Annotated in this window: 12 protein-coding genes and 1 other RNA gene; 9 read left to right on the forward strand and 4 right to left on the reverse strand. The window is 56.0% G+C overall.

What is annotated here, in order from left to right; translation table 11 throughout:
* Positions 1 to 10: 10 nt before the first annotated feature.
* From mgtA to HNQ38_RS06815, 4 genes are all read right to left on the reverse strand, one after another.
* On the reverse strand, positions 11 to 2713 hold the full coding sequence (mgtA, locus tag HNQ38_RS06800) for a magnesium-translocating P-type ATPase (RefSeq protein WP_246388028.1): 2703 nt from the start codon (positions 2711 to 2713) through the stop codon (positions 11 to 13).
* Between the two features lie 263 nt (positions 2714 to 2976).
* A complete protein-coding gene (locus tag HNQ38_RS06805; RefSeq protein WP_183718721.1) occupies positions 2977 to 3120 on the reverse strand; it encodes a hypothetical protein in 144 nt (47 codons plus the stop codon).
* 329 nt (positions 3121 to 3449) lie between these two features.
* A complete protein-coding gene (locus tag HNQ38_RS06810; protein ID WP_183718723.1) occupies positions 3450 to 3989 on the reverse strand; it encodes a protoporphyrinogen oxidase in 540 nt (179 codons plus the stop codon).
* Between the two features lie 58 nt (positions 3990 to 4047).
* Entirely contained in the window at positions 4048 to 5106 is a 1059-nt protein-coding gene (locus HNQ38_RS06815) for a spidroin-2 (RefSeq protein WP_183718725.1), read from the reverse strand.
* Positions 5107 to 5371: 265 nt separating this feature from the next.
* Here HNQ38_RS06815 and HNQ38_RS06820 point away from each other — a divergent pair, with 265 nt between their 5' ends.
* The 9 genes from HNQ38_RS06820 (at position 5372) to HNQ38_RS06860 (ending at position 12506) form a co-directional block, all read left to right on the forward strand.
* A complete protein-coding gene (locus HNQ38_RS06820; RefSeq protein WP_183718727.1) occupies positions 5372 to 5953 on the forward strand; it encodes a manganese efflux pump MntP in 582 nt (193 codons plus the stop codon).
* A gap of 75 nt (positions 5954 to 6028) precedes the next feature.
* Positions 6029 to 6439, forward strand: coding sequence for an OsmC family protein (locus HNQ38_RS06825; protein WP_183718729.1), 411 nt, complete (start codon positions 6029 to 6031; stop codon positions 6437 to 6439).
* A 113-nt stretch (positions 6440 to 6552) separates the two neighbouring features.
* Positions 6553 to 7674 (forward strand): glycosyltransferase family 2 protein, encoded by a 1122-nt coding sequence (locus HNQ38_RS06830; RefSeq protein ID WP_183718731.1) that lies wholly within the window; start codon positions 6553 to 6555, stop codon positions 7672 to 7674.
* A 94-nt stretch (positions 7675 to 7768) separates the two neighbouring features.
* The gene (gene glmU, locus HNQ38_RS06835) at positions 7769 to 9124 is read left to right on the forward strand and encodes a bifunctional UDP-N-acetylglucosamine diphosphorylase/glucosamine-1-phosphate N-acetyltransferase GlmU (protein ID WP_183718733.1); all 1356 of its coding nucleotides are present in this window, start codon (positions 7769 to 7771) and stop codon (positions 9122 to 9124) included.
* A gap of 256 nt (positions 9125 to 9380) precedes the next feature.
* Positions 9381 to 9626 carry a cell division protein ZapB gene (locus HNQ38_RS06840; protein ID WP_183718735.1) on the forward strand — a complete coding sequence of 82 codons (246 nt, stop codon included), beginning with the start codon at positions 9381 to 9383 and terminating at the stop codon, positions 9624 to 9626.
* Between the two features lie 6 nt (positions 9627 to 9632).
* Positions 9633 to 9905 (forward strand): cell division protein ZapA, encoded by a 273-nt coding sequence (locus tag HNQ38_RS06845; RefSeq protein ID WP_183718737.1) that lies wholly within the window; start codon positions 9633 to 9635, stop codon positions 9903 to 9905.
* 11 nt (positions 9906 to 9916) lie between these two features.
* Positions 9917 to 10100, forward strand: a non-coding RNA gene (ssrS, locus tag HNQ38_RS06850) — 6S RNA.
* Positions 10101 to 10311: 211 nt separating this feature from the next.
* The gene (rny, locus tag HNQ38_RS06855; RefSeq protein WP_183718740.1) at positions 10312 to 11871 is read left to right on the forward strand and encodes a ribonuclease Y; all 1560 of its coding nucleotides are present in this window, start codon (positions 10312 to 10314) and stop codon (positions 11869 to 11871) included.
* A gap of 32 nt (positions 11872 to 11903) precedes the next feature.
* Entirely contained in the window at positions 11904 to 12506 is a 603-nt protein-coding gene (locus HNQ38_RS06860; RefSeq protein ID WP_183718742.1) for a trimeric intracellular cation channel family protein, read from the forward strand.
* Positions 12507 to 12735: the final 229 nt, after the last annotated feature.

Raw genomic sequence — 12735 nt, forward strand, 5'->3', positions numbered from 1 at the left:
GGTAAAAGGGCTAATACCACCGGCCGAACTTGCGGATGTAGACGACCTTCATTCCTTGCGCCACAAAGCAGTAGCAGAGCAGGGTGCCCACCAGCCAGGGAAAGTAGCTCCAGGGCAGAGGCTGAAGGCCTACAATTGCGCCAAGTCCTGAGAAGGGCAGGTAAATGCCCAGGGCCATAACCGTTGCGGTCAAAAGTAAAACCGGAAGCGCCGCCGTGCTCTGCACAAAGGGTATTTTACGCGTGCGCAGCATGTGTACGACCAGCGTTTGAGAAAGAAGCCCCTCCACAAACCAGCCGGACTGGAAAAGTGACTGCATCTCAATGCTGGTGGCGCCAAAGACAAACCACATGAGGGCGTAAGTGGTGATGTCAAAGATGGATGAAGTGGGGCCTATCCAGACCATGAAGCGTCCGATGTTTTTAGCGTCCCATTTGCGGGGCTTTTGCAAAAACTCCTTGTCCACAGTGTCCCAGGGCAGGGAAAGCTGCGAGAAATCATACATAAGATTCTGGAGCAGCAACTGGATGGGCAGCATGGGCAGAAAGGGAATGAAGGCGCTGGCTACCAGTACCGAAAACACGTTGCCGAAGTTGGAACTGGCAGTCATGTTAAGGTACTTCATGATATTGCCAAATGTTTCTCTGCCCTTGATAACCCCCTGTTCCAGAACCATCAGGCTTTTTTCAAGCAAAATGATGTCTGCCGATTCCTTGGCGATATCTGCTGCGGTATCCACTGAAATGCCCACATCCGCATCGCGCAGGCCGGGTGCGTCGTTTATGCCGTCGCCAAGAAAGCCAACCGTGTGTCCGCCCTGCTGCAGGATTTTGATAATCCGCGACTTCTGCATGGGGGTCAGACGCGCGAAGACGTCGTGCCGCCGTGCCGCCACAAGCATCTCCTGATCGTTCAGGATGTCCACATCATCCCCGGTGAGCACCGTGCCCGGATCAAGCCCCACCGAACGGCAGATTTTGGCCGTAATAACCGGGGTATCCCCCGTAAGCACCTTGACGCCCACGCCGTGTTCGCGCAGGGCGGCAATGGCCGCTTCCGCACTGTCCTTGGGCGGATCAAGAAACGTGAGAAAGCCCCTGATGACCAGATCTTTTTCCGCTTCTGCCGTGTACTGTTCCTGAGCGTCGCTTTCGTTGATGGTTTTGGTGCCCAGAGCCAGCACCCTGAAGCCGTCGCGATTGTAGGTTTCTGCCAGTTCCGTAAGCTTTTGCCGCCACTGCGCGTCCATCGGAAGGGTTTGCCCCTGCACATACACCCCGGATGCTATGGACAGCATTTCTTCCACCGCGCCCTTGCACACCAGAAGGTGTTCCCCGGCGTCGTCAGACACGATGACCGAAAGGCGGCGGCGCACAAAGTCGAAGGGCAGTTCGTCCACCTTGTGCAGATGCCGTGGCAGGCCGTTTTCAGGGTGCTGCTCGCCAAAGTGAACAATGGCCCTGTCCATGAGGTTTTTCATGCCGCTCTGATGAAAACTGTTGAGCCAGGCGAGGCGCAGCACGTCATCGTCCCTGTTTCCCAATGCGTCCACATGGCGCTCAAGAATAATCTTGTCCTGCGTCAGGGTTCCCGTCTTGTCGGTGCAAAGAATGTCCATAGCGCCAAAGTTTTGTATGGAATTTAGGCGCTTGACCACGACCTTGCGGCGCGACATGGCCACAGCGCCCTTGGCCAGATTGGCGCTGACAATCATTGGCAGCATTTCTGGCGTCAGGCCCACGGCGATGGCCAGGGCAAACATGAAGGCGTCGCTCCAGTCGCCCTTGGAAAAGCCGTTGATAAGAAAGACAATGGGCACCATGCAGAGCATGAAGCGGATCAGCAGCCAGCTCACGCTGTTGACGCCTCTGTCAAAGGCCGTCTGGGCGCGGTTGCCCACAATGCTCTTGGCCAGTGAGCCGAAGTAGGTATTGGCTCCCGTGGCCACAACAATGGCCGTGGCCGTGCCGCTGACAACGTTGCTTCCCATAAAGCACATATTGCCGGAATCAAGCGCGCGCCCGGAAGAAGAGGCGGTTCCCGAGATGTTGGCGGATTTTTGCGCCACCTCGCCAAGAGTGTCGTACTTTTCTACAGGCAGAGATTCTCCGGTAAGGGCCGCCTGGCTGACAAAAAGATCGCGGGACTGAATGAGCCGGATGTCGGCGGGAATCATGTCCCCGGCGGAGAGCCGCACAATATCCCCCCGCACCAGTTCAGCCAGCGGAATTTCTTTGGTTTCGGGCTGGTCCTCTTCATTGCGGCGGGTGACTGTGGCCGTGGTGTGCACCATTGCTTGCAGGGCTTCGGCAGCCTTGTTGGAGCGGTATTCCTGCCAGAAACGCATGATACCACTCACAAACACCATAACCAGTATAATGGCGGCTCCGGTGCAATCGGTTTTTTCTCCAGCGCCCAGGGGCAGCCAGTAGTCGCTGTAAAAGCTGACGCCGCTGATGATTAGCAGCACATAAATAAAGGGATTGTTAAAGGCTCTGGCCAGTTGAACCAGAGGGTGGGGCGCACGTTCGCGGGCGACGTCATTGCGGCCTTCGGCTTCCAGCCGGGCCTGGGCCTGAAAATCAGTCAGGCCTTCGCTGCTTGCGTCAAGGCCAGCCATGAGTTCGCTGAGGCTTTTTTCAGCGGCATTGATGGCCAAAGGAGTCGTGCTGGTGTGCACATGGCGGATTTTTTTGCAGAAATTGAAAAACATTGGCATAGCCTCCTGCCGCTTCAGACGCGCGGCGGAAGCATGCCCTGTCTATTGAAAATAGAGGAGATGCAGCCTTGCGGCCGAAACAGCGGTAAAAAAGTTTCTGGTTGCCATGCCCGCTGCGAATGCTGGAGAGCTATTCGCTGCGGGGCTACTAGGGGGATGGTCCATAGCTTTGGAACTCCTTTGCGGGGTGCTGCCTTTGTGGCGGCGGTTTACGCGCAGGCGCGTTAAGGGAAAAATTGTTTCTCTGGCCGAAATGGCTACCGTGCGGGCATGACGCTAGAGGCCACGGGCTCTGTGCCAAAAACACGAAGAGTCCGGGGCGACGCTGTCAGCACCAGAAAGAGATTGCCGGCGAAAAAGGCTATGGCCAGCGCGATACAGAGAATGAGTGAGATTTTCATAGCTCGCCTCCGATGCCCGAAACAGGCTGCGGCGAGCGGGAAGGAACCGTTACTGGCCGTGGCGTGCTATTTCAGGCAAACTGATTGCAGTGTTTTGTCTACTATTGGGTAAACTGTCCATACGGTCCTTATCTTTGAAGCAGAATTAATAAGACAGAAAAGCTCTAGGTAATTTTGCAAAAACAGTCAAGCATCTAGAAAGAAGGCTTGTCATAGCCTGTAATGGCAGGCCAGTAGTATGTTATATGTGACAAGAAAACAGATAAAGCCGTTCATGCATCGTGCATATGAACGGCTTTATCTTATGGCCAAGTCCATTTTTTGAAGAATTACTTGCCAAGAAGTTCGCGGGTTTGCGGGGTGAGACCCTTCAGACTGTCGAAAACTTCCAGAGCGCCGAGATTTTCCGGGTCTTGAATAATGGCTATAAGCACCATGTCCTTCGTGGCGTTAACCCTGGTAAGGGCAGAGGCTTTGAAGCCCTGGGTGCGCGGCTCGCCGCTGAAAGACCAGAAATGGCCATCCTGCTGCGGCTCTGTGGCGTCAGCCTGGAACTGGGTCAGGTCTTGAGCAAGGTTTTCGCTTGTAGCCCCTTTTTCATTGGGCAGAACAAAGATGCTTACAAGAGCCCTGTAGTTGTCTTCGGCCTCGTCTTTGAGGCCCAGAATCAGCATGCATTCTTCATCATTGCCGGAACGGAAGCCCGTGCGCTCCTCGCCGTCCCAACCTGCGGGCAGCTTGGCGCTAAAGCGGGTAAAATCTCTGGATGTGGCCGCTGGCGTTTCTGAGGCCGCCTGCGCGGTCAGATCGCCAGCGCCGATGCTCAGGGCGCAGACAAAAAGAAGCGGAAGAAAGAGGGAAAAGCGCATTGGAACCTCACTTTGTATGAACTTCATGTGGTACGTCTTGGCTGCGCAAAGTGCCGGATCAGGCCGTGCTCTTCAGCAAATATGTAATGAAGGGAAGGCTTTGGCGAATAGCCAGCAAAGCCAGGGCCAGCCAGTTGAGCCACAGCACCTGCAGACGGGAGCGCAAGGTAAACAGTATGGCCCAGCAGGCAACGGCCAGGGTCAGCGGTACCAGCCCTGTGATCTGCGGCATGAGCCAGTCGGGCAGTCCCTGACCGCTGAACGAGAATCCAATGAAGAGCCCCCATCGGTCGATGCAGCGGGGGATGTAGCCTATCAACGCCCACAGCGCGCACCAGCGAACGGCTTTTTCAAGGTCCACGGCAGCGGGAAAGCTGTCCGGGGTAGCGGCGGAAGAGCGTGCGCGCCCCGAGTAAAAGACGCTTATGGACAGCAGCGCCAACGCGCCCGCCGGGGCAAAGCTGGTAAAGTAGTTGTGGGTGGCTGTGCCCAGCACGGCCGAAACCATGCGTCCCCACTCCATACCCTGTGGCGGGCCGGAAAAGGACCAGTTGGGCAGGGCGTGCGCCGCGAAAAAGCAGACCCCGGCCAGCAGGTACAGGAACATCCTGCTGCGCATGGCCTCGCCGTCCAGCTGGTCATATGTGCCGGATCCTTCAATGGGGGCCGGATTGCGGCGTCCCTTGCGCAAGGAATGTCCTTTGCCGCTTTTGCTGGCTGCGGCGTCTTCATCGGGCAGCCCGGCGGTCAGGGGAGAGCTTTTATCCATATATGCCACAACCCACAGGCAGCACAGGCCGCCAACCCAGGCGAGAACGGTGGTTGTGTAGGGCAGCACCGCATCGTCCCACAGGGTCATGCCGTTGAGGGAACCGCCAAGGCTGATAAGCGTACCCGCAAGGTCGGCGGCTGTCAGCAGGGGGCCGAGCAGGCCGAGCCCCAGGGCAAGGCGCGTAAGGCGCTGTGTACCCATAATGCACATGCGGGCGTTGCCGCGTCTTCCGGCCAGCAGGGTCAGGGCCATGATGACAGGCAGGGCCGCAGCTGCGCTCATGCCGATACTCAGAATATTGGAGGCCCATTGCCAGTAAAAAAGTCCCAGAGGTATGTTTTGCATGCCGTCTTGTAGCCTGTGAAGCGCGCCGTAGCAATACTTTCACACGCTCTGTCGGCCGGCGAGGATGCGAATTGCCGTGCCAGTAAATGCGCTGAACTTGCCGAATATCCGGGCAATCCTCATAACTGGAGGCACCGATTCGGGTATGCCGATTTTGTATTTCAGCATATGCATACTTGTCCGGCGGCGGGGCATACCCTATAGTGCTTGGGTCTTGTCAAAACCATAAACAGAAGGCGCGGTCTGTCTGCGCACGAGATTTCGTATGACGTTTTTCGCCGTATTTCTGCTGGCCGTGGCCCTGTCTATGGACGCTTTTGCCGTTGCTGTGGCTTCGGGGTGTGCTCTGCAAAGGCCCAAACCCCGCCATTATGTGCGTCTTTCAGCCGCTTTTGGCTTCTTTCAGTTCGCCATGCCTGTTATCGGCTGGTACCTGGGCTTGTCTGTGCGTGAGTATATGGAATCCTGGGACCACTGGATCGCCTTTGTTCTGCTGGGCTGGATAGGCGGCAAAATGGCTCTGTCAGGACTGCGCGCCCTCAGGCATCGTGAATCCTGCGCTTGCCCCACTGTAGACCCCACTGCCGGAAGCAATCTTTTGGTGTTGAGCGTCGCCACCAGTATTGACGCCCTGGCTGTGGGACTTTCCCTCGCCATTTTGGGCACTCCCATTTGGGGCGAGGCGGCCCTGATAGGCATTATTTGCGCGGGAATTACGGCTGGCGGCGTGTTTCTGGGCAAGACGCTGGCCAATCTTTGCGCGCTCAACGGCTGGGCAGAGCTGGTGGGAGGCTTGACGCTACTGGTTATTGCCTGCAACATTCTGCGTGAGCATCAGGTGTTTTAACATCAAATCCATCCGCTACGCTTACAGGCTGGTTCGCTTGTTCCGCCGAAGCCGCGTGTGGAACAAGGAGGCCTTATGGCTACTGTGAGCGCCAAATACCTTGGTGATCTGCGTATGGAATGCGTGCATAACCAGAGCGGCACCAAGATTATTACCGATGCCCCCAGCGATAACCAGGGCAAAGGCGAATCTTTTTCGCCTACTGATCTGTGTGCCACTGCCGTTGGTGCCTGCGCCATGACCATTATTGGCATTTATGGCAAAAACCACGGTGTGGACGTGACAGGCACTGAAGTGGAAATTACCAAGACTATGAGCGCCAGTCCCCGCCGTATCGGCAAGATTGAGGTTGTTTTTAAAATGCCTGCGCGGTCTTATTCCGAAAAGGAAAAGGCCAGCATAGAGCGGAGCGCCTATTCCTGCCCCGTGCACCTGTCCCTGCATCCTGACGTCGAGCAGGTCTTTACCTTTATCTGGCAAGATTAGAATAACCCCCTTTCAGGGGCCCAGCCTATCAGTGCGCCAACGGCAGTCTATTTAGAGACCCGTTGGCGCACAAATTCCCACCCTTATGCCACTCTTACGCCGCAGGACGCACTATGCCATCTCCGCCGCTGGTTTCCGTCATTATCCCTAGCTATAATTATGCCCGGTTTCTGCCAGAAGCCGTGCGTAGCGTCTTGCGCCAAAAGGCTGACAATCTTGATGTGGAAATCATCGTGGTGGACGATGGCTCTACGGACAATACGCAGGAAGTGGCCCATGCAATGCTGCGGGATATTGTGTACGTTCGACAGCAAAAGAGCGGAGTGTCCATAGCGCGCAATACAGGCATACAGAAGGCACGCGGCGACTATGTCGTTTTTCTGGATGCTGACGATGTGCTGATGGAAGACGTTCTGGCTACCCACCTGAATATGTTTGCAACACATCCCCATCTGGACATGTCATTGTGCCGCTGTTTTGATTATCACACACCCGGCAGCGATGGGGTCAATTGCCTGTGGCCGCTCATGCGCGGCTATTGGAACATCCATATCTGTTGCTCCAATGTTGCGCCCCTTCACTGCTTCATGCTGCGTGAAAAAGTCATACGGCAGGCGGGCCTGTTCAACGTGTCGCTTACAGGCTGCGAAGATTATGAATACTGGCTGCGCTGCTTCAGTACGGGATGTCGCGCTGGTCTGGCTGCTGAAGGGCTGGTTATCTACCGTAGACATCAAACAAGCACCACCGCCAACAGGCAACATATGCTTCTGCATGAGGTGTCCCTTCGCAGTCTTGTAGCCAATATGCTGACTTCGTCGCGCCTGACGGATTCGCAGGAAAAATTGGCTGGCTGGCTGGCCTTGGCCAGCGGCTGCCTCAGTTTGGCAAGCCAGATTACATTCAGCAAGGCGCTTGCGCTTAAAATGCAAGACATGTTTGTTCGGGCGGTTCAGGAAGCGGAGCGTCTGCATGCATGCTCAAAAAGCAGCAACGCGGATCTGCGCTGCATAGAGCGGTATTATCCGGCCCAGGCTATCAAGGCTGCCGGATTTATGGCCGAAGACCTGACTCCTGATGCGGTTGAGGCTGTAAAATTGCTCGTAAACCACCATCCCTATCTTGCGGAATGCAGCGCGGCGGAACTCGACAGCCAGATTTCTGCTATGTTGCAGCATCTTCAGGTTCCTGGAATTCCGAACGTTTTACAGCGTTTTGCTGCATCCGACAGCTGAGAACCCCCGTGCATTTGCCTTGCCGTTTTTCACGCAAGAGGCTATTGCACTGCGTGAAGTTATTCCGCTTTTGTGCAGAGATAAGGAGACAGTAATGCCAAAGAACGCAGCCCTCATTCTGGCGGCAGGCAAGGGCACCCGCATGCATTCCGACAAGCCCAAGGTTTTGCAGACCATGCTGGGCGAACCCATGCTGGCCTGTGTGCTTGCGGCTTTGCGCCCCGTATTTGCTGATGATGTGTGGGTTGTGACCGGGCACCGGGCTGATATGGTGCAGGCCGCCTTTCCCGAAGTGCCGCATGTTCTTCAGGAACAGCAGCTTGGCACCGGGCACGCTCTCATACAGGCTTTGCCTGCCCTGACCAAGGCAGGTTGCACGCATCTTCTGGTTGTCAACGGTGACGCGCCTCTGCTTTCCGAATCTCTTGTGCGGCAATTTCTGGCCGAAGCCGTGGGGGCCGATCTGGCCTTTGCCACCATCGAACTGGACAATCCCGGAGCCTATGGCCGGGTTGTCAGGCAAGGAGCCGAAGTGCGCGCCATTGTGGAAGCCAAGGATTACGATCCGGCGCTCTATGGCCCGCCTACCAACGAAGTCAACGCGGGCATGTATTACTGCGCGCTTGATACCGTGGAAAGCCTGCTGCCCCACCTTGGCAACACCAACAAGAGCGGCGAATATTATATCACCGACCTCGTCGGTTTGGCCGTGGCGGAAAAATATAATGTTCTCGGCGTACGTTGCGGGCGTGACGACGGCCTCATGGGCGTGAATTCCCCTCTGGAACTGGAGCGTATGGAAGAAACGCTGCGTTCGCGCCGCGTGCGCGACCTGCTGACGTCCGGTGTTATTATTCACGCTGCTGACAGCGTGCGCGTGGGACTTCTTGCAGAGGTGGAGCCCGGTGTGGAACTTACCGGCCCATGCGAAATTTACGGGTGCTCACGTGTCTTGCGTGGAGCCTCGGTGGCCTCGCATTGCGTGCTGCGCGACAGTGTCGTCAGCAGCGGCGCGCAGATTCGCTCTTTTTCGCATCTTGAGGGTGCACAGGTGGGCGAAGGGGCTCTTGTAGGTCCTTATGCCAGGCTGCGTCCCGGCGCTGTGCTTGAGGCCGAATCGCATGTGGGCAACTTTGTCGAGTTGAAGAAGGCACGACTGGGGCAGGGCGCCAAGGCCAACCATCTGAGCTACCTTGGCGATGCCGATATTGGCGCTGGCAGTAATATTGGCGCAGGCACCATAACCTGCAATTACGACGGTAAAAACAAGCATATCACCAAGATAGGAAAACACGCATTCATTGGCAGCAATACCGCACTGGTGGCTCCGGTGAGCGTGGGCGATGACGCCCTTGTGGGGGCCGGATCGGTTATCACAATGGACGTCCCTGCTGGTGAGCTTGGTATTGCCAGAGAAAAGCAGAAGAACCTGCCGCGCAGAAAAAACTGACGCGGTATTAGCATCGCAGGCGCGGTAAGGTGGCGTTCCATCCAGGCCGATGAAAGGCACGCGCTTGCCTCGCACACGGTTTTCAGACTGAATTTTACGGCGAATACGCGAAAACTGTTCAGCTAAAAAAGCCGCAAAGCCGCCATTGAGGCCCATAAAATATACCCGCGCCGTCAAGTCAGAAACGGCGCGGTTTTTTTTGGATTTTGCCGCATCCATTCTTGCCAAGGCTCTGGTGCGATGCTATCTATGAAGCATGGAACTTCTGGAACAGCTTGAAACACAAGTTGGGGCTCTTTTGGCCAGGCTTGACCGCCTCAAGGCGGAGAACGCGCGTATTAGCGCAGAGTCTGCCGCTATGGGGGCGGAAAAGGCCGCTCTGGAAGAAGAAAACCACAGACTGCGTGAGGCTCTTGAGAATGAAGAACAGCTGCGTACTCAGGCGCTTACGCGCATTGATGCCGTGCTGCGCAACATTCAGGAGCACGACAGCGTAGAGTAGGTTTTTGTGAATCAGGATGCTATTAACCTTACCGTTCTTGGCTTGAGCATAGCTTTCAAGCACGGTGCCGATATGGACCGCGTGTACGAAGCCGTACGGCTTGTAGAAGAACGGTTTGCTGACCAGAAGCTGAGGTTCCACGGAGGGCAGACCAAGGATATTCTGCTGACCTTTATGGCCCTTGGACTGGCGGATGATTTGTTGCAATCGCAGAAAGAGCAGGCTGACGCGCATGAACGCGTCGGAACCCTGCTTTCGAAGATAGAGGAATCTTTTTAGATTCCTTATGCGCTTCCCTGGGGAGCGCGTGATTTATGCCTCGGTGCTAACCTGACAAGATTGTAAAAGGGAGTCGTCTCTGTTCTCTGTGTGCAAGCCCGGCCACGACCGGGACGCCTGAAGAGAGCATACAGGCTCCCGACCTGGTTATCCAGGTTCTGTACCGCATGCATGACACGGCTCTCTGGGGAAAGCCGCTTTCAGCAGTAGTTTGGGATTCCAGCTTCCGCTATGGGGCCTTCATTTCTTTTTGCAACGCCATCCTCATTGCCGCGTCCGCGGCATCCAGCCAGGGTTTCAGCAGCCCCTTTGGGCTCCATTGCTACGTCGGCCTGTATTGGGCTGTCGGTGTTCGCCGGGCTGGTTCTAGGGCTGGTCCCGTATTGATAAAAGAGAGGCTGGATTCATGGACCCATTGTTCATAGTGGCGCTGCTGGCGTCCGTGTTGCTGGGGGCGGCACTGGGCGCGGTGGTGTATAAGCGGTCTACAACCAAGCGCATCGGCGACGCCGATGACCTGGCCAAGCGTATTGTGGCCGAGGCACGCAAAGAGGCGCAGGCGCAGAAAAAAGAAATTTTGCTTCAAGGGCAAGACGACCTGTTCAACCAGAAACGCGAACTTGAAAATGAGTTCAAAGAGCGTGAGCGTGAAGTCAAAACACGCGAGCGTAAACTGGAAGAAATGGGTGGCCGCCTTGAAGAAAAGCTTGAAAAAGCCACTGCCAAAGAGCATGAATTGCTCGCTTCTGAAAAAGATTTGGCCCGCAAGGAACGGCAATTGACCGAATCCGAGATGTTTCTGCAAACCCGTATAGAGGAGCAGGAACAACGCTTGGCGCAGATCTCTGGCTTTACCGCTGAAGAAGCCAAGGCGCAGCTTTTTACGGAAGTAGAAGCCAAAACGCGGCATGAATCCGCCAAAATGATCCGTCAGATCGAGATGGAAGCCCGCGAAACTGCCGACCGCAAGGCCAAAGAGATTCTTTGCAATGTCATCCAGCGCTATGCGGGGGACTATGTGAACGAGCAGACCGTCACAGCCGTCGCCCTGCCCAGCGAAGACATGAAGGGACGTATCATTGGCCGTGAGGGGCGCAATATCCGCGCGCTTGAATCCGCCACCGGTGTGGATCTCATCATTGATGACACTCCTGAAACCGTCATTCTTTCCGCTTACAGCCCATTAAGGCGTCAGGTCGCCAAAATGGCTCTGGAACGTCTTATTCAGGATGGCCGTATTCATCCCGCCCGCATTGAAGACATTGTGCAGAAATGCGAGCAGGAATTGGACGCCCAGGTGCGCGAAGTTGGCGAACAGGCCACTTTCGACGCTGGCGTACACGGCATCCACCCCGAAATCGTGCGTCTTCTCGGGCAGCTGCGCTACCGTACCTCCTTTACGCAAAATGTGTTGCAGCATTCGCTGGAAGTGTCCGCCCTGTGCGGCATGATGGCAGCGGAACTGGGCATGGACGTGAAGAAGGCCAAGCGCGCCGGCCTGCTGCATGACATCGGCAAGGCTGTGGACCATGAAGTAGAAGGCCCGCACGCGCTCATTGGTGCAGACCTGGCCAAGAAGTATAATGAAAGCCAGGAGATCATACACGCCATCGCCGCCCACCACGAAGACCAGCGCCCGTCCACGGCTTTGGCTGTACTGGTTCAGGCAGCGGACTCCATTTCAGGCGCACGTCCTGGCGCTCGTAAGGAACTGCTTGAAAACTATGTGAAGAGGCTGGAAGATCTGGAAGGCATTGCCACCAGCTTTGACGGCGTCAGCAAGGCTTACGCCATTCAGGCCGGACGTGAAATCCGCGTGATGGTCAATTCTGACCAGGTGGATGACGACACCACCTATGTCCTGTGTAAGGATATAGCTGAAAAAATTGAAAAAAATCTGACATACCCTGGGCAGATCCGCGTTACGGTCATCCGCGAACGGCGGGCTGTGGGCCTTGCCAAGTAAATTGGCGCGGTGCAGGGCACAGGTCATATAGTATGGCACAAGACCCTTTATTATATGTTCTTGATCTGGCGGCCAGCTTTATGCTGGCCGCCGCCGCATCCTGCCGCGCAAGATCGGGCGGGGCACATTTCAGCGGCGCAGCGGTGTTGGCCTGTTTGGCTGGCCTTGCTGCGCCGCTTCTGCGTGAAAGCTTGCTGGGGCACCCAGTGCTGGCCTTGAACCGTGGTGATTACCTTGCCATCTCTGTTGCAGGAAGCCTGATTGGCGTGCTTGCTGCCCGCAGCCGGCATTCGTGGCGGGCCTTTTACTGGCTGGATAGCCTGGGCTTGTCGCTGGCAGCCGCAGTCGCAGCCGTTGCCGGATTCTTTTCTGGTCTGGGCATTACAGGCTGCCTTGTATTAGGGGTAGTGTCCGCCCTGGCTGGTGGGGTTGTTCGCGATGTGGCCTTGGGCGACAGTGCGCGCTTTGTGGAAGAAGATCTTTACGCAACCGCTGCGGCGTTGGGCGCAATGCTGACGCTGGCCGTCCTTATGTATGGTGGGGCAGCCCCCTGGCAGGGCGCGCTGGCCGGATGTGGGTTGGTACTTGTGCTGCGCGGGTTGCGCTTGCGTAGGGGAGATATGGGGCCTATTTGAAGGCAATTGCAGGGAATGTTGAAAAAAAGCAAGATTAGCCTTGACTCTTTGGGGCTGTTCTCCTATCTTCTCGTTTCGCGCAACGGCGGTGACTTCAAAACGACACACAAGCGAAACAAAGTTTCGCGAAGTCGAAAAAAGTGATTGACGGGGTTCGAAAAGAGGAGCATAAGTCTCCCTCGCTCATACAAAACTGAATAATGACTTTGACTTGCGATGCCGGAAACTT

Origin of the sequence: Desulfovibrio intestinalis (genome assembly GCF_014202345.1) — a bacterium.
GTDB classification, from domain to species: domain Bacteria; phylum Desulfobacterota; class Desulfovibrionia; order Desulfovibrionales; family Desulfovibrionaceae; genus Desulfovibrio; species Desulfovibrio intestinalis.

Bases quoted from the DNA above. Each gene is read 5' to 3' on its own strand.
- mgtA (WP_246388028.1), bottom strand. From the start codon at position 2,713: ATGTTTTTCAATTTCTGCAAAAAAATCCGCCATGTGCACACCAGCACG.
- HNQ38_RS06805 (WP_183718721.1), bottom strand. From the start codon at position 3,120: ATGAAAATCTCACTCATTCTCTGTATCGCGCTGGCCATAGCCTTTTTC.
- HNQ38_RS06810 (WP_183718723.1), bottom strand. From the start codon at position 3,989: ATGCGCTTTTCCCTCTTTCTTCCGCTTCTTTTTGTCTGCGCCCTGAGC.
- HNQ38_RS06815 (WP_183718725.1), bottom strand. From the start codon at position 5,106: ATGCAAAACATACCTCTGGGACTTTTTTACTGGCAATGGGCCTCCAAT.
- HNQ38_RS06820 (WP_183718727.1), top strand. From the start codon at position 5,372: ATGACGTTTTTCGCCGTATTTCTGCTGGCCGTGGCCCTGTCTATGGAC.
- HNQ38_RS06825 (WP_183718729.1), top strand. From the start codon at position 6,029: ATGGCTACTGTGAGCGCCAAATACCTTGGTGATCTGCGTATGGAATGC.
- HNQ38_RS06830 (WP_183718731.1), top strand. From the start codon at position 6,553: ATGCCATCTCCGCCGCTGGTTTCCGTCATTATCCCTAGCTATAATTAT.
- glmU (WP_183718733.1), top strand. From the start codon at position 7,769: ATGCCAAAGAACGCAGCCCTCATTCTGGCGGCAGGCAAGGGCACCCGC.
- HNQ38_RS06840 (WP_183718735.1), top strand. From the start codon at position 9,381: ATGGAACTTCTGGAACAGCTTGAAACACAAGTTGGGGCTCTTTTGGCC.
- rny (WP_183718740.1), top strand. From the start codon at position 10,312: ATGGACCCATTGTTCATAGTGGCGCTGCTGGCGTCCGTGTTGCTGGGG.
- HNQ38_RS06860 (WP_183718742.1), top strand. From the start codon at position 11,904: ATGGCACAAGACCCTTTATTATATGTTCTTGATCTGGCGGCCAGCTTT.